Genomic DNA, 20,648 nt, shown 5'->3' with positions numbered 1-20,648 from the left:
TAATTAGTTGGTTAAGTGTTGGTACGGTCTAACGAACGTCTACCAAGCGGTTACTTGATAGTGATGCCCAGGGTGTTAGCCACTCGGTTCCCCACCCCTGCACTCTGGACCACCTGCGTCACTCCTCGGCTGCCGGTGAAGGCCTGGTCGCTGGTCACGACCTGGCGGCTGCCAGTGGTGGGGGTGAGCCCTGAGTCGGTTGCCAGCGTCGTCGTGTTCTGTTGCAACAGGACGCTGTCATCGATGCTCAGCGGGCCAGGGTTGAGGCTGATCCGCACAGCGTTGATGGATTGGTTATTAGCCCCGGCCGCCTGGTTGATGCCCAGCACACCGTTGCCACTGCTGAATGAGTTGCCCTGGATCGCTGCCTTGGCGTTCAGGGACGGGTCGACCTTGCCGTCGACGCGCTGAATGTCGACGTTGGTGGCCTGGCCACCCAGCGCGATGGCGCGGCTGTTGGACATTTGTTGCTGGTTGCCGGCGGCCTGGTTGATCGACAGCACACCGTCGTACTGCTGGCCGCTGTTGTTGATCACGGCGGTGTTGTCGGCCATGGCCGTGGCGCTGCCCAGCAGGGCGACTATCAACAGGGCGCGCTTCATCACTTGCCCCCCATCATGCTGCCGAGGTTGTTGAGCGGCGCCATGCCACGCTGGATCGAGTCGCTGATCTGCCCGCCCATGCTGCTGCCGCTGCCCGCACCATGGCCGGCCGCTGCGCCAGCGCCGAGGGTCGACATGCTGTTTTGGGTGGCGCCCAGGCCTGACAGGCTGCCGTTGGGCTGGAGGGAGCGGGCGAGGCTGGAGCCACTGCTGATGCCGCCGATATCCCTGTCGCTGAGTTCGCCGGTCAAAGCGTTGTTGATCTCTTTGCTGGGGTTGGCATTGGCGGTGTTGGGGTAGGGGTCGGGCAGCGAGGTGCGCCCATACATATGGCCCTGCACGGTGCGCCCGGTCACGATCACGCCGTCACCCGCCTGGCTTGTCAGGCTGACACCGGCACTGAGCACGCAGCTGATCAGCAGTACGTTTATCGACGAGGCGTGTGTGAATGTGTTCACGGCGGCAGTCCTTATTCTTCACGCTGACCCTAAACAGCGTTATCAGGGAAGGAGCAGAAGGCGTGCCGCTTTCTATTAGATGTGGTTATTCAAGGGCTTGGGATTAAGGCAAGGCAAAGTGATGGCAGCCCTGTTTCAGGTTTGAAACAGTCCGCAAAGCGTGAGATAGGCCCATGCTCGCCTCACGCTGTCTCAGCGATGTAACACTGCCTGTGACAGAACCATGAATCCGCACACGGCGGGCGATGCAGGCGAGGGAGGTGTTTCAAAAACGGACACCCGCGGCCCAAACGTACCCGTTCGTGCGAGCGGGCTCAGCCCTTGGGGGTTTTACGCGGAATGGAATTGAGTACAGGGTTGCCGTCCTGGTTTTGGGTCAGGTAGACCGGCAACACCTTGGGCAGGGAGGGCACGAGGTTGTTGACCTCGTTGATGTTGTAGATGCCGCCGATGCGGATCGCGCCGGTACTGGCGTCGGCGAGCATCACCGGCTTTTTAAGGTAGCGGTTGATCAGGGGCAGGGCGTCCGTCAGGGTCAGGTTGTCGAGCACCAATTTGCCCTGGCGCCATGCCAGCGCGGTGTCATCGGGATTAATCGCGGCGACTAGCGGGGTGGCGTCACCCTGACGGAAACTGGCTTGCATGCCCGGGCTCAGCGGCACACTGGCGTGCTCGCCGTCGCTGGAAATCTGCACCGAGCCTTCCAGTAACGTCACCCGCACCTGGTCGTCATATTCCCAGACATTGAACTGCGTGCCGGTCACTCGCACCTGGCCTGTGCCGGCTCGCACGATAAACGGGTGGTCGCGGTCGTGGGCGACTTTGAAGAACGCTTCGCCCTTTTTCAGGGTGACCCGGCGCTGGTCCTTGTAATGGCTGTAGACCAACTCGGTGCCCAGGTTCAACTCCACTTGGCTGCCATCGCCCAAAGTGACTTTTTTCAAGCCATTGGCGGCTTCGAAGTGTTCATAAGAGCTGGGCAACCAGCCCGCTTCCCAGCCGGTGAAGGCGGCAAGCGGCAACGCCGCCAGGCACACCGCTGCGGCTACCGCGTAGGTACGCAGGCGGTTGCGCGGCTTCTTGAGGGGCACCACCACTGCCTCTGGTATATGGCGGGGCAGATGATCAGCCACGTCCCAGATCTCAAGCATGGCCGCATATTCGAAAGCGTGCAGCGGATGGGCATCGTGCCATTGAGTAAAAGCCTGACGTTCGCCCGGCGTGCAATCTGCAGCATGCAGGCGCATGCACCAATGCGCGGCGGCGTCGGTGATGGCGTCATATTCGGTTTCTGAAAGGGGCTTTTCGCTCATTAACTCATCCTGATTTCCCACATTCTAACCTCCCAAGGTAGACGGCGAGAACCGCATCATGGCGATTGCACATCAATTGGAACTTATTCTTGTTTGCGTGCGCCTAAAAAATCAGGAATTAACCTGTCGTCCACTATGGAGTACGAAAATGTTGAAGAAAACCTTGATCGCCCTGTGTGCTACTTCCGCGCTGTTGAGCGCTGGCGCCGCCATGGCCGACAAGCCGGGTGCAGGCTGGATCACCATTGAAAAAGCCATTGAGGTGGCGAAAACCAAGGCCGGCTACGTTGAAGTCTACGCCGCTGAAGCCGATGACAATGGCTATTGGGAAGTCAAAGGCCGCAAATCCGATGGCACCGTATATGAAGCCCGCATCGATGGCGCTTCTGGCAACGTGCTGCGTGACCAGAAAGACTGATGTTCCTGCCGGGGGCCGCTCAGGCTCCCGGCTCCAGGTAGCGCCCAAGGTGGGTGATCAGGTATGTCACTGAGTCTGCGTTGGCCAGGATGGTATCAATGCGTTTGTCAGGTACAGACATGAAGATGACTCTTGCGTCCTGCAAGGTCTTGGCGCCCGTCGCCTTGAAAATTTTCTTTTCAATTGCCGAGCCTGGCTGGAAATCCTCCCACAGCTCGGTGAGACTGTCTTGAGTCTTGAACAGCATGGTTGCAGGCGTCATCGTCGATAACGCCGTGCTGCGCAGATCTTCCAGGGTGGTTTTAAGCACTTCGGCGCCGGGCCTTTGGATATTGATCAAGTCCGGGAAGGGCCGCATGCTGTCCAGGTAGGCGATGTCTACGGTGTCCAGCTTCAAGTGCGTCAATTCGTGAATCAGCGTACTGGCTCTGGCGTGCGTCGATATGTTGAAGGCCACATTCTCCAGCAGGCGGTTCTGATAAACGTCCAGATTGGGGTCGAAGAAGCGGCTCAGCAGATACAGTTTTCGCTCCCTGTCGGCGGGAATCATGAACGCATAATCCGATGCGGGATCCTGTCGGCTGGTGCCGACCACAAAACGCATGGAATTTGGACCGGTCAAGCTGGGGTCGGTGAGCTCATTGAGTATCTCGTCGATTATTTTGGTGACTTTCGAAACCTGGTCCGGCGTCAGGGTGACGACACCGAACATTTCTCCCAAAAAGCGCCCAACCCGGCTGTTCGGGTCGCGTTGTGTGGCGAATTGCGCGACGTTGCGGCGGCAGTTCAGCGCGTAATAAGTCGCAAAGTTCAGCGCTTCGGTGATGGCTTGGGCTTTCCAGTAGGTCAACGCACCGATATCGCGGATGCCCACCGCTTCAATATTGATATCCCGTGCTTCGTTTCGCCATGTCTTGAGGTATGACTGAGCCCTGCCGAAGCGCGGCTCTTGGTCGCCCAGCTCCAGTACCCATATGCCCTGCGTATTGCGACCGATGTACGGCCCAACCTGTTCATCGTTGGCGAGGCGCCAGCGTTGTGCGGCTTTCTTGACGCTATACACCTTGCCGGCCAGCGGCACGTAGTATTTCGAGGCTTTGCGGTCTTCATACACCTGGCTGAGCGTGCTTTTTTTCAGGTCTTGCAATGCCACATCCTGTGCCTCGAACGGCTGCAGCCGGGTGCGCGAAGGGCTGGTGATATGCCAGGTGTCGAGGGTGGTGGCGGCGGGCAGTGACGTGTCTGTCAGCTCGGCCAGCGAGCGCTCCTTTTCGGAGGGCGGTGCAAGGGCGGTACCGTCCAGCGCACTGCGCAGGGCGGCCATCTGCGCCACGCCCCTGACGAAATCCTTGAGCGCAGCCTTCCACTGGTGCAGTTGCAAGGCTTCGGCCGAGCGCTTGAACAAGGTGTAGCTGCGCCATACCACCAGCGGGTAGGCGAGTTTGCCCGCCATGAACTGTACCGCCGTGGGGATTTCCTTGCCGAACAAGCGGGTCGCATGGTCCCACAAGGTCTTGGCGCCTTCTTCGAATTGGCTGCCCAGCACCTTGAGCAACATCGATGTATTTTCACTGAACAGGTAATGCAGCACATTGCCCGCCACTGGCGATGCGGCCAAGCTGATATCGGAGGGGCGATGGCGACTGTCTTTGAGCAAGTGGCGGTAAGTGGCCTGGTGCGGATCTTCCAGGTGCATAAGCACCCAGTCCTGCAGTGCGCCCGGCCTTTGTATCTCATCGAGCAGGGCCGTTTCATCCGTATATTCCTTGAACACATGTTGTTCGCTGTACGGCGCGTAAAGCACCCATGGTCCATCGCCGGGACTCTGCGGGCCGATCAGGTACACGCCCAGCACTTTGGCGGTACTGGCGCCTTCGGTGGCGATCAGTTCCAGCGGTCGAATCATCGCCGTGGCGCCACTGAGTGAGGCGCGGGCCACGGCGTCCGGCATATCGAAAATCTGTTGCACCAGGCTTAACGCCTGGGTGGAAAGGCGTTCCTGCAAGCTGTGTTCGTGGGCGCATTGCAACGCTTGCCAAGGCAATTGGCGGCAAAACAGGCGTCTGCGTTGGCGCGCATCGTCGGTTTTTGTTTCAAGCTGGCTTCGCACCCGTTGTTGATAAGCACTTTTGAGGTCCAGCTGTCGCACCATTTGTATCACCGCACTGGCGTCCAGGGCTTTTGGTAATGGCTTGGCGATGCGTGAGCGCGGGCGGATGTGTTGCGCCGTCAGGTTTGGCCAGTGCCGCAAGGCAAAGTCGGTCAGGTTGTCGACATTCACATCGAGCACCGCATGGGTGGGGATCAGGATGTCATCGGGGTTGAGCCCCTTGCCGGGAAAGCGCGCCTCAAGCAGCGCCGTCAGCGTGGTTAAGGCATACGCGCGGATGGGTTGGATGTCATGCAGGTAGTCGTGTTCCTCGTCGGCGTTGTTGCAGTACTGCTCCAGAAGCTCGGCCTGGTGGATTTGCTCCTGAGGCGGCGCCATGCCGAGCCACACCGGCAGTGCCTGCTGGTTGACCATGGCATCGGCCAGCGTGATCGCCCTGCCAAGGTTGGTGGGCGGCGGCTGTTCGATGACGGCGTCCAACCGGTCTTGCAAGGCGCGGGCCCCAAGGCCCATGGATAGCAAGTGATCAACGCCCGCCATGACCGCGTCGTTGTAGCTGTTTACTCGATCATTCAAAAGGTCCTGATCGATACGTTGCAGCGGCCCCTGGCGAAAGGCCTGATGGGGCTCGCGCAAGCAGAACGGCAGGTTCTCCAGCAGGCTCAAGCTGTTGAGCGGGTGCGCCAGGCGTTGGGTGATTTCATCGCGCAGGTCGCTGACGCAGGCAAAGACTTCGTAGCCCAGGCGCGGGGTCCAGAGCAGCGCCTGGCCCGAGCGCTGCGGGTCGAGACCGCCGCGCTCAGTGATGACAAAAATATTGGCCAGCGGTTGTGGCGTATCGACGGCGTTCAGGTCCAGCGTCAAGCCATAGGCATCCGGCAAAAAACCGTTAAGGCCATGGCGGGTCAAGCGCGACAGACTCTCGGGCTGAAGTAGCGTGTCGACAATGGCCTTGCTGGCGGGCGCCAGGGTTTTATCCAGCCACCTCAGCTCGGCTTCGCTGCGTAACCCCACCAGCATCGAGTGGGCGTGTTTGGCGAGAGTCTTGACGAGAAAATCATGGGGTTGCTGGCGTATGGCCTGCTTGGAGAACAGCAGCAGGACGCGCTCGATGATGGTGTTGAACGTTTTGAGCGTCATGCTCGACAACTGCATGAAGACATTGCCTTCGCCCTTGGTATAAAACTTCGTCCGGGATGAAAAGGGCACTGCGGGCGCCTCTTGGGCCAGGCGTTCAATGAAGTGTTCAAGCATGCTCAATGACTGCACTGGCGTGCGGTCCTCACGCTCCTGGGCACGGGTGGCGTAGGTGTTGATATACACCTCGCTGGCCTTGACGGCCTGTTGCTGCAGTTTCAGTTCGGCGTTGAGCGTATCAGCGATGGTGCTGCGTAACGTCGGATGGTTCGCGCGCTCCAGCGCCAGTGCGTGCTCAACCGTTTGCAGGCTCTGGAGCTGGAGCCGGGCACGCTCGGCCTTGACCGTCGAAGGGCGGCCATCGCCGCGGGTGACCGGATGCAAGGTCCAGCGCCCGGCGGTCTCCAGCGTGGCCAGTTGACTGTCCAGCAGGGCACGCACATCCAGGGCGCTGTCGAGCAGGGCCGCCAGGTCTACTTGGCCATCGCTGCGTCGGTAGATTGCCAGGGCATGGTTAAGGTTGTTTGTTTGCTTGCGCACAATGTCTTGCACCAGGGTTACAAACACATTGCCGGGAATCGGCCTTGCCGCGATGGCGATCGGGTCCAGGCCGAGCAGCGTGTCGCGCTCATCCAATGAGAGCGCGTTGAGCCATTCGTCCTCGTAACCTTGGGCCTTAAGCATGCTCAGCAACCGGTCTTTGAGGTCATCGAGGTTTTCCAGCACCTGTAACCCCCGCGATTGGGTGTAGAGGTAAGCGTGGCGCTCGGTGATCATCAAGGTGCTCGCCGGTTCAACGTAGTGTTGATGGGGCGCATAAAGGCGTACCTTTTCCACATTGAGGTCTTTGGCATGGGCACTGCGGGCACTTTGGTCGCTGAGGAACAGTGCCTGAAGTGCGTCACTTTCATCGGCGGTGATAATGTCGCTCTGGCGTTTGAGCAGCACATCGAGGCGAAACTTCTGCGCCATGACCTGGGCAAAAAAATCCACGCGGGAGGTGCCGCTGTCGATATCTTCATTCCAGTAGGTCTGCAGCAGGCTTTCCAACAGCTTCGAAAAAATGCTTGAGCTCTGTTCGATCAAGGCTTCCCAGCGTTGGCGATCTTCTTCCCGTTCGGCGCTGGTCAGGTCAGTGGTGTCATGTTTTGGGTTCGAGTATTCGCGGGTTTGCCCTTTGGGCCACCCATGGCGCACATAAAATTGCAGCAGCGCTTCGCTCAAGGTCAGCACATTGACCCAGCGTGGCGTTGCCTGCTCAGCCTCGCGGGTGAAGACATTGACCCGTGTGTCCCGTAGATCCAGGTGTTTGAACTGCTGGCGGCCCATGATGCTCAGCAGCGTATCGAGCATGTCCGGCAAGGTCGGGGTTTTTTGCAGGTGGCCGAGCATGGCTTTGACATTATCCAGCTGGCAGGCCTGCAGCATGCGCCCTTGCTCTGGCATCACGTCACCTTCGATGATCTGAGTGGTCAGCACCATGGGCGTGTCAGCGCCCAGCGAGTTGCGTTGATCCGTCGACAGGTAGTTGAGCAAAGGGGCGCTCTGCTGTGGGTCTTCCAATTGCTCGGTCAATTCGCTCAGCAGTTCAGCATGGCTGTCATAGACCTGGATGCCGTTATCCGGGGTGTAGAGCAACGCCTTGGCGTCGTCGGGTGTCGGGCTGATTGCGAACGCGCCGGCAAGGGGGATGGGGGGCTTACCGGAAATATTGATCAGCACCTTTTCAACGCGCATGGGGTGATCATGCCGGCGTGTGTCCTGCCGAGATTCGTCGGTGGCCAGGTAGAGGTTGTACAGCCATTCACGGTCTTTGGCGGTGAGCCCCAGCGTGCGTTCACGGGCGGTGGGCGAGGCTTTGCCTTGGGGTTTGAGAAACTCGGGGAAAAAATACGGGGGCGTTAAACGGATCACAGCCTGTCTCCGGCGTGCCAGCAAAAGCACAGGGTAGGCAAGCGCCCGTGACGCAAGGCGGTAAATAATCAGCGTTGCGCACGTTGACAGCGCAGAGCGTGCGTGGTGTTTAATCGAGGGTCTGGATGTTCCATTCGTTGCCCCTTCCAATCATAAAAACGGAGCTTCAAATGTCTGCGCAGTCCCCGACAGTTGCCCCCGCTTGCGCCTCGATCGGCTTCGCCGAACTGGTGGAGTTGCTTCAACAGGTCTTCGTCAGGCACGGCACGTCGCCGCAGGTTGCTGCGATTCTTGCGCACAACTGCGCCAGCGCCGAGCGTGACGGTGCCCATAGCCACGGTATTTTTCGCATCCCCGGTTACCTGTCGACGCTGGCCAGTGGCTGGGTCAACGGTACCGCCGTCCCCAGTGTGACCGATGTGGCCTCAGGCTGTGTGCGCGTCGACGCCGGCAACGGTTTTGCTCAACCGGCCCTGGCGGCGGCGCGCCCGCTGCTGGTGGAGAAGGCACGCAGCGCCGGCATCGCGTTGCTGGCCATCCATAACTCCCATCACTTTGCGGCCCTGTGGCCGGACGTCGAGCCGTTTGCCGAGGAGGGGCTGGTGGCACTCAGTGTGGTCAACAGCATGACCTGTGTGGTGCCCCACGGCGCGGATCGCCCATTGTTCGGCACCAACCCCATCGCGTTTGCGGCGCCACGGGCCGACGGCGCGCCGATTGTGTTCGACCTGGCCACCAGCGCCATCGCCCATGGTGACGTGCAGATCGCCGCACGCAAAGGCGAGCGCCTGCCGGCAGGCATGGGCGTCGATAGCCTGGGGCAGCCGACCCAGGACCCTAAAGCTATTCTGGAAGGCGGCGCACTGTTGCCGTTTGGCGGGCACAAGGGCTCGGCACTGTCGATGATGGTGGAGTTGCTGGCGGCCGCGCTGACGGGCGGCAACTTCTCGTTCGAATTCGATTGGACGGACCACCCTGGCGCGCGCACGCCTTGGACGGGCCAATTGTTGATCGTGATTGACCCCAGTAAAACCGCAGGGCAAAGCTTCGCCCAGCGCAGCCAGGAACTGGTGCGGCAGATGCATGCGGCGGGGCTGCGGCGCTTGCCGGGGGATCGGCGCCATCGTACGCGGGCGAAGTCGCAGGAAAGCGGAATAGAGCTGGATGCGCAGGCGTTGCGCGAGTTGAGGGCGTTGGCAGCGGGGTGAAACAGGCTGCGCGGGTGCGCAGCCTGGATGCATCAGTTACGGCGACCCAGCAACAGGCCGACCACCAGGCCAAAGCCTGCGGAAATGGCCACGGTCTGCCATGGGTGCCCACCGATATAGGTTTCGGTGGCATCCACGACCGGCTTGCTGCGTTCGCGCACGTTGGACACCGATTCCAGGGCTTGCTTGAGTTTGATGGCGACCTGCTCGCGCAGGGTTTCACCTTCCTCGCCCACCAGGGATGCGCTGCTTTTGAGCAGTTTGTCCGATTCTTCGATCAACGCGCTCAGTTCGCTGAACGCTTGGTCCTTGATTTGATCTTCGACAGCTTGGGCGGCGGTTTTGCGGGCCATTGAGTGACTCCTTGCAGGTGGATGTGGCAGTGAACAATGGAGTATCGGGGGGTGGCAAAAGTTGCAGTTTTTTTCCCCACACGCTCATCCGAGGCAAAATCCGGATCGGGAACGTTGGGCCTACAGTGTAAGATGTCACCTATTTGTGCAGCAGGTAATTCAACATGAGCTTCAATCTCGCCAACAAGACCCTCGCCGAACGCGCCGAGCTGGAAGATGAAAAGTCGCGCCTCTACGACCTGTGGCAAACCAACCTGGGCAAGGCCAAGGGCGAAGCCGCGCGCTTGTTCGGTGAGCGCGCCAAGCGCAAGGGCAAATGGGCCGAATGGGTGCGTGCCGAACTCGACGGCATGTCGCCGCCGGAGTTTTCCAACATGGTGCGCAGTGAAGTCAACAAGCTGATGGCGGCGGCGAAGTAAAGCACGCCACAATCGCCTCGCGCACCTTGAGCAACAGCGGGTCCAACTGAGCCTGGGTGCGCCAGCCCAACTCCACCGGGTAATGCGGTAGTGCCAGCGGGCAGGGCAGCACGCGCAAGCCGGTCATTTGCGCAATGGCATGGGCCGCATGCCCGGGAATGGTTGCCACTGCGGTGCTGCCTTTGAGCAGATATGGCAGCGCGGCAAAGTGGCTGGTGGACGCGCACACGTGGCGGCGCAGCCCGTGCGCCGCCAAACCTTCATCGATAATGCCGATAAACCCGCCTGACGACACCAGTACATGCTCGCGTGTGACAAACCCCTGCATGTCGATGGCCTCCTGGCCCGGCGCCAGGCTATGGGGGTCTACCAGGCAACGGTAGTCACCTTCCCCCAGCACCTGCCGGCTCAGCCTGCGCTCGGTAAAACCGCCGGCGGTAATGGCCAGGTCCAGCGTGCGGTCGAGCAGGGCGGCGGCGACGATCTGGCTGTAGGTCTGGCGAAAGATCACCCGTAGCTTGGGCAGGCGCAGTGCGATGGCCTCCATCAGGCTTCGGCCATAGGCAATCTCGAAGTCATCTGACAGCCCCAGCACCACCGAGCGCCCCTCGTAGTGCAGGTTTTGCGGGCTGATCATCGCCAGGCTCTGGCGGCAGCGATCCAATGCCTCACTGATCACCGGTTTCAGCTGGTTGGCCCGCAACGTCGGCGCCAGGCCGCGGCCGGTGCGCACGAACAAAGGGTCGCCGTACAGCTCACGCAAGCGCCGCAAGCCCGCGCTGATCGCCGACTGCGTCACGCCCAGGCGCAGCGCCGCACGGCTGGCGCTGGATTCGTCGTGCAGGGCTTCGAAGGTTTTGAGCAGGTTCAGGTCAACCTGGGCGATATTCATTTGGCTCATATCATTTAGCACTGAGGTGGGCTTTATTCATGATCGAGTCTGGCCGGAGAATGGGCAACCCTTATCTATCGGAGTGAGCCTGATGCCTGTATCGACTGTCGCAGCCCTGCAAATCGGCGCCTTGCCTGGCGGCAAGGCTGACACCCTGGCGCAGATCCTGGCCTATGAGGAGCCAATCCAGCGCAGTGGCGCGCACTTGGTGGTCATGCCCGAGGCGTTGCTGGGTGGCTATCCCAAGGGCGAAAGCTTTGGCACCCAATTGGGTTACCGCCTGCCCGAAGGCCGGGAAGCCTTTGCGCGGTATTTTGCCAACGCCATCGACGTGCCGGGGCCGGAGACCGAGGCGCTGGCCGGGTTGTCGGCGCGTACCGGTGCCAGCCTGGTGCTGGGCGTGATCGAACGCAGTGGCAGCACGCTGTATTGCACTGTGTTGTATTTCGAACCCTTGGGCGGCCTGGTGGCCAAGCACCGCAAACTGATGCCGACCGGCACCGAGCGGTTGATCTGGGGCAAGGGCGACGGCTCCACACTGCCGGTGATTGACACTGCGGTGGGGCGTATCGGCGGCGCGGTGTGCTGGGAAAACATGATGCCGTTGCTGCGCACCGCGATGTACGCCAAAGGCGTTCAGGTGTGGTGTGCGCCCACCGTGGACGAGCGCGAGATGTGGCAGGTGAGCATGCGCCATATTGCCCATGAAGGGCGTTGCTTTGTGGTCAGTGCTTGCCAGGTGCAGGCATCGCCTGAAGCCTTGGGTGTGGAGGTTGACAACTGGCCGGCGGACCGTCCGTTGATTGCCGGTGGCAGCGTGATTGTCGGGCCCATGGGCGATATTTTGGCGGGGCCGTTGGTGGGCGAGGCGGGGTTGTTGACGGCGCAGATCAATACCGATGATCTGGTGCGGGCACGGTACGACTATGACGTAGTGGGGCATTATGCCCGGCCGGATATTTTTGAATTGGTGGTGGACGAGCGCGCCAAGCCAGGCGTTCGCTATATCACTGACTGAACGCACTCAACCTGTGGCCTGCCAGGCGACGCCTATCTACCTGACACCCCACAATCCAACTGTGGGAGCTGGCTTGCCTGCGAAGACGGCCTCACAGTCGACACCGTAATACCGTGTACATATCCATTGCTGCGGTAACGGCCGCCTAGGGTTCCGCCTGACGGCGGGTCACTTTGGAAAAGAGCCCCAAAGTAACCAAAGGGCTCTTGCCCCACCACTCGGCACCTCGCTTAGGCTCGGTGTGCCCGCAATCCGCCAGTGATTTGGGGGGCCGCCGCCACGCGCCATCCATGGCGCGGGGCGGCTAAACCGGCATCCCTGCCGGTTTACCCCCCAAATCCCTGTCGAATTCCGGCCAGCGTGGTTTAACGGGGCGCTTGAGATCAAAAGCAAATCAAGAGCAAGAGCGGCTCGCTTCGCATCGTGGTTACCGGTGGCTGCGGCGAACTGCACAGTTGTATAGATACCTATGGCCATCGCAGGCAAGCCAGCTCCCACATTTGATCTTGAGTGTTCGGGGGATTTGGTTTTCAGCCACTTACCAAGTGGCGGTGTTGGGCAGGTCCAAGGTGCCACGTTCCACAAAACGCATGGTGCCAAACAGGCCACCCGCCAATTTGCCGCGCAGCACGTAGGGCAGGTTGTTCAGGCTTTGGGTCTGGCTCAGGCCCAACGTCTGGCGCAACACCGAAAACGCTGAAACGCTGACTGGCACCATCAACACGGTTTCAGAAAAGCGTGGGATGCTGCCAGCCTGATCGCTGACGCCAGAAGCGAGTGGCCGGCCATTGACCTCCAGGTCCAGGGCCACGCCGTTGTAGTCGATTGCCGCTTCATTGGGGTTCTGTACCCGCAGCTTCACGGCAAAGCGTACTTCCAGGTCCTGGCTTTGCAGCGGCTCGATGCCCACTACATTGATGTTCACCGGGTCGCGGTTGGGGAACAGTGCGCAGGCGCTCAAGGTCAGCAGCAACAGCGATAGAACCATGAGCTTGCGCTAGAGAAATGCTCCTACTTTGGGGTGACGTCCGGGTCTTGCATGACCTTGAGGGTAGAGGACTCCGGCTCGAATTCATCTTCTTCCAGCTCTATGAACTCTTCGGGCAGGAAAATGTTCAGCAAGATCGCACAGAATGCGCCCACGGTGATCGGCGATTCGAAGATGTTGTGCAGCGCCTTGGGCAGCTCGCGCAGCACTTCCGGCACGGCGGCGACGCCCAGGCCCATGCCTAGGGAAATCGCCACGATCAGCACATTGCGCCGATGCAGGCCCGCTTCGGCGAGGATCTTGATGCCGGCCACGGCCACGGTGCCGAACATGATCAGGGTTGCGCCGCCGAGGACCGGCTTGGGCATCAGTTGCAACACTGCGCCGATCATCGGGAACAGCCCCAGCAGCACCAGCAGGCCGGCAATGAAGTAGGCCACGTAGCGGCTGGCCACGCCGGTCAATTGGATCACGCCGTTGTTCTGGGCGAAGGTCACCATCGGCAGGCTGTTGAAGGTGGCGGCCATTGCGGAGTTGAGGCCGTCGGCCAGCAGGCCGGACTTGATACGCTTGATATACAGCGGGCCCTTGACCGGTTGCTGGGAAATCATCGAGTTGGCGGTCAGGTCACCGGCGGCTTCCAGGGGCGAAATCAGGAAGATTACCGCCACCGGGATAAACGCCACCCAGTCGAACGAGAAACCGTACTTGAACGGCACGGGCACGCTGATCAGCGGCACCTGGGGCAGGGCGGCCATGTCGACGCGGCCCAGCAGCCACGCGACTACAAAGCCCAGGGTCAGGCCGATCACGATCGAACCCAGGCGCAGGAACGGGTTGTTGAAGCGGTTGAGCACCACGATGGTCAGCAGCACCAACGCCGCCAGGCCCATGTTGCCCGCCGCGCCCAGGTCGCTGGCGCCATAGCCGCCGGCCATGTCGGTGACCGCCACCTTGATCAGCGACAAACCCATCAAGGTGATGATGGTGCCGGTCACCACCGGGGTGATCAGTTTGCGCAGCTTGCCGATGAACTGGCTGAGCACCACTTCGATAAACGCCGCGAAAAAGCAGATGCCAAAGATCGTCGAGAGGATCTCATCGGTGCCGCCGCCCCGGGCCTTGACCATGAACCCGGCGCTCAAAATCACGCTGATAAAGGAAAAGCTGGTGCCTTGCAGGCACAACAGGCCCGAGCCCACCGGCCCGAAGGTGCGCGCCTGCACAAAGGTGCCAAGCCCCGAGACAAACAGCGCCATGCTCACCAGGTACGGCACTTCGCTTTCCAGCCCCAGTACGCCGCCAACGATCAGGGTGGGCGTGATGATGCCGACAAAACTCGCCAACACATGCTGCAACGCGGCAAAAATCGCGGCGGTGAAGTGCGGGCGGTCTTCGAGGCCGTACATGAGGTCGGATTTATAGCGCGGGCGGGGGGCTTGAGCGTCAGACAAAATGATGGCTCGGGTCAGAAAATGGAGGCGCAGGATGCCAGAAAGTGCCAGGCGCCTGAAGTGTAAAAAAATATTTATAAAGACCCTGCGCTAAAGCCATGGCCCAGCCGATATCAAGCATAGGCCCACACTACAACGACAACAGTGGTGACCAAGGTCTGGGCAGCGCGTTGACGCTGACGGATCGTTTCGCGGCAAGGATGCACGCAAACACTACTTCTGAGAGCAGCCCTATGTCCCTCCGTCACCTGAATATTGCCCCTCGCGCGTTTATCGGTTTTGCCTTCATTGCGGTTCTGGTGGTGCTGCTGGGCGTGTTTGCGGTCAACCGTATGACGCAAATGCGCCAAGCCTCCCAGGACATGAGCGCCAACCAACTGCCCAGCATGACTCACCTGGGCACCATCACCGAAAACGTGCTGCGCATGCGCATCCTGTCGTTTCGCGTGCTGGTCAACCGCGAGCCTGCCGCCTTGCAGGAAGCCGAGACGCGCATTGGCGTGCTGGCTGACAAGGTCAAGACCGCCCAGGCCGCCTACGCCACGCTGCCTGCGGGCGCGGAGGAAGCTGCGTTGTACAAGGCCTTTGGCGTCACCCTGGACAACTACCTCAAAGCCCAGGCCGAGATGTTGGCATTGTCCAAACAAGGCAAGGTCGACGAGATGCGCGCACTGATCAACAGCCGCATCAAGGACGGCACCGACCAAATGGGCGAGCAATTGAACAAGCTGATCGCCATCAATGCGGCCGACGCCAAGCAAGCCGACGTAGATGCCGGGCAAAGCTACGAGGGCGCGATCACCGGTGTGGTAGCGGTCTCTGTAGTGGCGGCGTTGCTCACCGTGCTACTGGCCTGGTTGCTGACCCGCAGCATCGTGACCCCGCTGCGCAAGGCGGTGGAAGTGGCCGAAACCATTGCCGCCGGCAACCTCAGCAAAACCATCGAGGACGATGGCAAGGACGAACCGGCGCGGTTGCTCAGTGCGCTGTCGACCATGCAAGCCAGCCTGCGCCAGACCATCCAGCACATCGCCGGTTCGGCCACGCAACTGGCTTCGGCGGCGGAAGAGTTGAGCGCGGTCACCGAAGAGGCCTCCCGTGGCCTGCAACAGCAGAACAATGAAATCGACCAGGCCGCCACGGCCGTCAATGAGATGACGGCGGCAGTGGAGGAAGTGGCGCGTAACGCAGTGTCCACCTCCGAGGCGTCCGGGCAGTCCAACCAGGCCGCGCGGGAAGGCCGTGATCGGGTGATGGAAACCGTCGGTGCGATCCAGACCATGACCCAGGACGTGCAGAACACCTCCGCGATGATCGAGGGCCTGGCCGCCCAGGGCCGGGATATCGGCAAGGTACTGGATGTGATCCGCGCGATTGCCGAGCAAACCAACCTGCTGGCGCTTAACGCAGCGATTGAAGCCGCCCGTGCCGGCGAGGCCGGACGTGGCTTTGCGGTGGTCGCCGATGAAGTGCGCGCCCTGGCCCATCGCACCGCACAGTCGACCCAGGAAATCGAGAAAATGGTCGCCGGCATCCAGAACGGCACCGGTGAGGCGGTGCAGTCCATGCAACAAAGCAACCAGCGCAGCCAGACCACCCTGGAAATGGCACGCGCAGCCGGCGCCTCACTGGAACAGATCACGGCATCCATCAGCCTGATCAACGAGCGCAACCTGGTGATTGCCAGCGCGTCGGAAGAACAGGCCCAGGTCTCCCGCGAGGTGGACCGCAACCTGGTCAACATCCGCGACCTGGCCACCCAGTCGGCCGCGGGCGCCAACCAGACCAGCGCGGCCAGCCATGAACTGTCGAGGCTGGCGGTGGACTTGAATGGGATGGTGGCCAGGTTCGTCGTCTAACAGCGGCCACAAAACCCTGTGGGAGCTTTACAGCCAGCACATCATAGGTTGGCTTACCGTTATCGCAGCATAGGTATCTGTAGCGCTCAACGGTAACCACGATGCGAAGCGAGCCGCTCTTGATCTTGATCTGCTTTTGATCTTGATCTTAGGCGCCCCCCCCGGTGTCAGGGTAGTTGTCGTGTCCCCCGCTTTTTGAAAAGCATTCCGGGGGCGGCAAGAGTATGGTCATGCCTTTCTATTCAGAAGAACGTAAAGCTGCGCTGCTGAAAATGATGCTTCCGCCCCTGAGCCTCTCGGCGGCGGAGGTCGCTCGGCGCGAAGGTTGTAGCGATATGTCTCTCCATTATTGGCGCAAACAAGCTGCCGCCAGAGGAACGCAATTGTCCGATGCCAAGCAACCGGCCGAAAATTGGTCAGCCGAATCCAAGCTGGCGATCATAGAAACAGGTTCGCTATCGGAACTGGAAATCGGTGAGTACTGCCGACGAAAAGGTATTTTTCCCGAGCAAATAACCGATTGGCGCAACGCTTTTATTGCCGGCAGCACGAAACAGTCAACCGCGAAAACTGCAAGCTCCGGACAGTCACGAGATGATAAAAATCGTATCCGTGAACTTGAACGTGAGTTGCGCCGCAAAGATGCAGCCCTGGCTGAAACAGCGGCTTTACTGGTACTACGAAAAAAGCTCAATGCCTACTGGGGGAGCGACGACGAGGCCACCTGACCTTGTTGCCAGAACGGTATTTACTCGTTGATTGGCTTAATGAAGCCATTCTGGCGGGCGCCCGCAGGGCGCCTGCTTGTCAGGAGGTAGGCATTTCACTGAGGACGCTGCAACGCTGGAGCTTGCCGCAAGAACTCTTGGCAGATGGACGCACGACGACGCTCAGGCCGATACCGAACAACGCGCTCAGTGAGCTTGAGCGACAAGGCATCGTGACGCTGTGCAACAGCAAAGCTTACGCGCACCTCCCGCCAAGCCAGATCGTGCCGCAATTGGCCGATGAAGGAAGATATGTAGCCTCGGAGGCGACTTTTTATCGTGTGCTGCATGCGGCAGGTCAGCAGCATCACCGATCCAGAGCCAAGCGACCGCATCGCCATGAGGCACCGACCACTTACGCAGCGACTTCAGCTAATCAGTGTTGTCATGGGACATCACCTACCTGCCGTCCCCGGTTCGCGGGAAATTTTACTATCTCTATCTGATCGAAGACATCTACAGCCGAAAAGCCGTGGCTGGGAAGTTTATGAAGCCGAGAGCGGGGAAAAGGCGGCAGCGTTGCTGCAACGAAGCGTGACTCAGGAGAAGTGTTGGCGCCAGCCGCTGGTGCTTCACTCGGACAATGGTGCACCAATGAAATCGGTGACGTTACTGACCAAGATGTATGACCTGGGCATCACGCCGTCTCGCGGTCGACCACGGGTTAGCAACGACAACCCGTACTCGGAATCACTGTTCAGGACACTGAAATACTGCCCGCAGTGGCCACAGGCAGGGTTTACCAGCCTGGATGATGCGCGTATCTGGGTGAGGAATTTTATGACCTGGTACAACACCGTGCACCGTCATAGCCGGATCCGCTTCGTAACACCGGCTCAACGTCATGAAGGAAAAGACCGAGAAATCTTGGCTCGTCGAGATGCGATATACCGGCAGGCCAGAGAGAAAAGACCGGAACGATGGTCAGGAGAGACACGCAACTGGAACCCTATCGGGACGGTGTATCTGAACCCCGAAAGGGAGCTGACCGTGGTAATAAAAATCGCGTAGCGCGACGGTGGACGCGACAACTACCTTGAAAAACGCCGGCCCCGTTAAACCACGCTGGCCGGAATTCGACAGGGATTTGGGGGGTAAACCGGCAGGGATGCCGGTTTAGCCGCCCCGCGCCATGGATGGCGCGTGGCGGCGGCCCCCCAAATCACTGGCGGATTACGGGCACACCGAGCCTAGGCGAGGTGCCGAGTGGTGGGGCAAGAGCGTTTTGCTTACTTTTGCGCTGTTCAAAAGTGAGCCGCCGTCAGGGCGGAACCCTAGGTGGCCGTTACCGCAGCAATGGATATGTACACGGTCCAACGGTGTTGACTGTCAGGCCGTCTTCGCAGGCAAGCCAGCTCCCACATTTGGACTGCGGCGCGTCAGGTAGATAGGCGTCGGCTGGGAGGCCGTCTTCGCAGGCAAGCCAGCTCCCACAGTTGCTCTTGTGTTGTATCAGTGCCTCCATGCCCCAGGATTCACCAGGTTTACCGGCTTTTCGCCAGCCAGTGCCGCCAGCAGATTATCCACCGCACACTTGGCCATCGCCTCCCGCGTCTCATGGGTGGCCGAGCCGATATGCGGCGTAGCTACCACATTATTCAACCGCAACAACGGCGACGCATGATCCAGCGGCTCTTTCTCAAACACATCCAACCCCGCCGCGCGGATAGTGCGTTGCTGCAACGCTTGCACCAGCGCCGCCTCATCCACCACCTTGCCTCGCGAGATATTGATAAAAATCGTCTCTGGCCCCATCAGCGCGAATTCCTCGGCGCCAATCAACTTCTCGGTTTCAGCGGTCAACGGCAATGTCAGGCAGACAAAATCCGCCTCTTTAAGCAAGTCCTGCAGGCTTCGATACTGCGCGCCAAAGCGCGCCTCCACCGCCGGCTTGGGCGAATGGCTGTGGTAGATCACCGGCATGCCGAAGCCAAAATGCCCACGCTGTGCCAGGGCTTCGCCGATGCGGCCCATGCCGATGATGCCCAGGGTCTTGCCATGGACATCGCTGCCAAAATGCGCCGGGCCGATGTTTTTGTTCCACTGGCCGGCACGCACCATGTCGGCCAGTTCCACCACGCGCCGCGCGGTGGCCAGGATCAGCGCAAAACCGGTGTCGGCGGTGGTCTCGGTAAGCACATCCGGAGTGTTGCTCAGCAGGATGCCGCGCTCGGTCAGGTAGTCGATATCGTAATTGTCGACGCCCACCGAGACGCTGGCCACGGCTTCCAGCTGGGGCGCCAGGTCGAGTAGCCGTGCGTCCAGGCGCAGGCTTGCCCCCAGCAGGCCGTGGGCGGTAGGCAGGGCATCGCGCAGCTTGGCCAGGCCGGTTTCATCCAGTGCGTCGATCAGCGTGACCTCGACCTGCTCATGCAGACGAGCCATGAGCGGCGCGGAGAGTTTTTTGTACAACACGACAGACTTTTTCATGAGGTTTTTACCTTCAACTCCAGGGTTGGCGCCGGCACGCGGTCACTGGCGCCGGGCTTGAGGAAAATCGTCAGCACCACGGAAAGCATTAAGGCGCCGCTCATCAGCAGGTACGAAGCGCCGGGCGAGCCGGTGCTGCTGTTGAGGTAACCCACCAGGTACGAGCCACCGAACGAGCCCAGGGCGCCCATGCTGTTGATCAGCGCCATGGCGCCACCGGCGACGTTGGCCGGCAGGATTTCCGGAACGATGGCGAAAAACGGGCCGTAGGGTGCGTACATGCACGCCCCGGCGATCACCAGCAGGGTGTAGGACCACCAGAAGTGTTCGGCGCCCAATACGTAGGACGCGTAGAAGGCAATCGACGCAATCAACAGCGGCGGCCAGACAAAACGCTTACGTTTTTGCAGCTTGTCCGAACCCCAGGACACCACGAGCATGCCGATCACCGCCGCCAGGTACGGCAGGGCCGAGAGCCAGCCGGCTTCGACCATGTCCATCTGCAAACCGGCCTTGAGGATCGACGGCAACCACAGCACGAAGCCGTACACGCCAATGCTCCAGCAAAAGAACTGCAGGGCGAGAATGATCACCTTGGGCGAACGGAACGCCTCGGCGTAGTTCTTCACGGCCTTGATCCCCACCTGTTCGGCGGCCAGGGCGGTTTCCAGGCTGTGCTTTTCGGCGTCGCTCAGCCACTGGGCATCCTTGGGGCGCTCATCGGCCAGCTTCCACCAGATAAACGCCCACAACACTGCCGGCAGGCCCTCGATGATAAACATCCAGCGCCAGCTGAAATGCTGCACTAGGTAGCCCGACACCACCGACATCCACAGCATGGTCACCGGGTTGCCGAGGATCAGGAAGGTGTTGGCCCGCGAGCGCTCGGCACGGGTGAACCAGTGACACAGGTACACCAGCATGGCCGGCATCACGGCGGCCTCGACCACCCCGAGCATGAAGCGGATGACGATCAGCATGTAGGCGTTGGACACCACGCCAGTCAGCGTGGCCAAGCCGCCCCAGAGGATCAGGCTGACGAAGATCAGTTTCTTGACGCTGCGCTTTTGCGCGTAGATCGCCCCTGGCACCTGGAAGAAAAAGTAGCCAAGGAAGAACAGCGCGCCGAGCAGCGAAGACATGCCCGGCGTGATCATCAGGTCTTCGGCCATGCCGGACGCGGCGGCGAAGCCGTAGTTGGCGCGGTCTAGGTAGGCCAGGCTGTAGGTGATAAAAACGATAGGCATGATGTACCACCAGCGACGGGTGGCGAGTTTCACGGTTTCCATGGGGTTGCTCCTGAGCTTG

General features: G+C 60.5%; 15 protein-coding genes and 1 pseudogene. 6 read left to right on the top strand and 10 right to left on the bottom strand.

Going from position 1 to position 20,648, the window contains the following annotated elements; all coding sequences use genetic code 11:
- Window positions 1-50: 50 nt before the first annotated feature.
- The 3 genes from PSH76_RS14675 to PSH76_RS14665 form a co-directional block, all read right to left on the bottom strand.
- Window positions 51-602 carry an adhesin gene (locus PSH76_RS14675; RefSeq protein ID WP_305494393.1) on the bottom strand — a complete coding sequence of 184 codons (552 nt, stop codon included), beginning with the start codon at window positions 600-602 and terminating at the stop codon, window positions 51-53.
- A complete protein-coding gene (locus PSH76_RS14670; RefSeq protein WP_032892084.1) occupies window positions 602-1,060 on the bottom strand; it encodes a hypothetical protein in 459 nt (152 codons plus the stop codon). Before PSH76_RS14670 ends, PSH76_RS14675 begins: the two co-directional genes overlap by 1 nt.
- Before the next feature lie 314 nt (window positions 1,061-1,374).
- On the bottom strand, window positions 1,375-2,373 hold the full coding sequence (locus PSH76_RS14665) for a FecR family protein (RefSeq protein ID WP_032892083.1): 999 nt from the start codon (window positions 2,371-2,373) through the stop codon (window positions 1,375-1,377).
- Between the two features lie 148 nt (window positions 2,374-2,521).
- Here PSH76_RS14665 and PSH76_RS14660 point away from each other — a divergent pair, with 148 nt between their 5' ends.
- The gene (locus PSH76_RS14660; protein ID WP_003190899.1) at window positions 2,522-2,791 is read left to right on the top strand and encodes a PepSY domain-containing protein; all 270 of its coding nucleotides are present in this window, start codon (window positions 2,522-2,524) and stop codon (window positions 2,789-2,791) included.
- 19 nt (window positions 2,792-2,810) lie between these two features.
- On the opposite strand, the gene PSH76_RS14655 is transcribed toward PSH76_RS14660, so the two are convergent.
- A complete protein-coding gene (locus PSH76_RS14655) occupies window positions 2,811-7,952 on the bottom strand; it encodes a dermonecrotic toxin domain-containing protein (RefSeq protein WP_305494392.1) in 5,142 nt (1,713 codons plus the stop codon).
- Between the two features lie 170 nt (window positions 7,953-8,122).
- Between PSH76_RS14655 and PSH76_RS14650 the strand changes: the two genes are divergently transcribed.
- Window positions 8,123-9,160: an Ldh family oxidoreductase gene (locus PSH76_RS14650; protein ID WP_305494391.1), complete on the top strand. Its 1,038-nt coding sequence runs from the start codon at window positions 8,123-8,125 to the stop codon at window positions 9,158-9,160.
- Between the two features lie 32 nt (window positions 9,161-9,192).
- On the opposite strand, the gene PSH76_RS14645 is transcribed toward PSH76_RS14650, so the two are convergent.
- Window positions 9,193-9,513 (bottom strand): YqjD family protein, encoded by a 321-nt coding sequence (locus PSH76_RS14645; protein ID WP_019817806.1) that lies wholly within the window; start codon window positions 9,511-9,513, stop codon window positions 9,193-9,195.
- A gap of 164 nt (window positions 9,514-9,677) precedes the next feature.
- On the opposite strand from PSH76_RS14645, the gene PSH76_RS14640 reads away from it, so the two are divergent.
- Window positions 9,678-9,932 carry a hypothetical protein gene (locus tag PSH76_RS14640; protein WP_003190904.1) on the top strand — a complete coding sequence of 85 codons (255 nt, stop codon included), beginning with the start codon at window positions 9,678-9,680 and terminating at the stop codon, window positions 9,930-9,932.
- Here the strand turns inward: PSH76_RS14640 and PSH76_RS14635 are convergent.
- Window positions 9,904-10,824 (bottom strand): LysR family transcriptional regulator, encoded by a 921-nt coding sequence (locus PSH76_RS14635; protein WP_305494390.1) that lies wholly within the window; start codon window positions 10,822-10,824, stop codon window positions 9,904-9,906. The two genes, PSH76_RS14640 and PSH76_RS14635, sit on opposite strands and share 29 nt — an antisense overlap.
- A 91-nt stretch (window positions 10,825-10,915) precedes the next feature.
- On the opposite strand from PSH76_RS14635, the gene PSH76_RS14630 reads away from it, so the two are divergent.
- Window positions 10,916-11,842: a carbon-nitrogen hydrolase family protein gene (locus PSH76_RS14630; protein WP_305494389.1), complete on the top strand. Its 927-nt coding sequence runs from the start codon at window positions 10,916-10,918 to the stop codon at window positions 11,840-11,842.
- A gap of 538 nt (window positions 11,843-12,380) precedes the next feature.
- Here the strand turns inward: PSH76_RS14630 and PSH76_RS14625 are convergent.
- Window positions 12,381-12,830 carry an LEA type 2 family protein gene (locus tag PSH76_RS14625; protein ID WP_305494388.1) on the bottom strand — a complete coding sequence of 150 codons (450 nt, stop codon included), beginning with the start codon at window positions 12,828-12,830 and terminating at the stop codon, window positions 12,381-12,383.
- Between the two features lie 23 nt (window positions 12,831-12,853).
- Window positions 12,854-14,284, bottom strand: a complete 1,431-nt coding sequence (locus tag PSH76_RS14620; RefSeq protein WP_003190912.1) for a nucleobase:cation symporter-2 family protein — start codon at window positions 14,282-14,284, stop codon at window positions 12,854-12,856.
- Between the two features lie 98 nt (window positions 14,285-14,382).
- Between PSH76_RS14620 and PSH76_RS14615 the strand changes: the two genes are divergently transcribed.
- Both PSH76_RS14615 and PSH76_RS14610 read left to right on the top strand, forming a co-directional pair.
- Window positions 14,383-16,143 carry a methyl-accepting chemotaxis protein gene (locus tag PSH76_RS14615; RefSeq protein ID WP_370874655.1) on the top strand — a complete coding sequence of 587 codons (1,761 nt, stop codon included), beginning with the start codon at window positions 14,383-14,385 and terminating at the stop codon, window positions 16,141-16,143.
- 230 nt (window positions 16,144-16,373) lie between these two features.
- Window positions 16,374-17,921, top strand: a pseudogene (locus tag PSH76_RS14610) (IS3 family transposase).
- A gap of 441 nt (window positions 17,922-18,362) precedes the next feature.
- Here PSH76_RS14610 and PSH76_RS14605 read toward each other — a convergent pair.
- Window positions 18,363-19,340, bottom strand: coding sequence for an NAD(P)-dependent oxidoreductase (locus PSH76_RS14605; protein ID WP_138762594.1), 978 nt, complete (start codon window positions 19,338-19,340; stop codon window positions 18,363-18,365).
- Window positions 19,337-20,629: an MFS transporter gene (locus PSH76_RS14600; RefSeq protein ID WP_278916470.1), complete on the bottom strand. Its 1,293-nt coding sequence runs from the start codon at window positions 20,627-20,629 to the stop codon at window positions 19,337-19,339. The genes PSH76_RS14605 and PSH76_RS14600 overlap by 4 nt, the downstream gene beginning before the upstream one ends.
- Window positions 20,630-20,648 lie beyond the last annotated feature (19 nt).

The sequence above is a fragment of the Pseudomonas sp. FP215 genome (assembly GCF_030687795.1).
GTDB classification, from domain to species: domain Bacteria; phylum Pseudomonadota; class Gammaproteobacteria; order Pseudomonadales; family Pseudomonadaceae; genus Aquipseudomonas; species Aquipseudomonas salmasensis.
The sequence above is the reverse complement of the archived record's forward strand: the minus strand, read 5'-3'. Positions and strand labels throughout refer to the sequence as shown.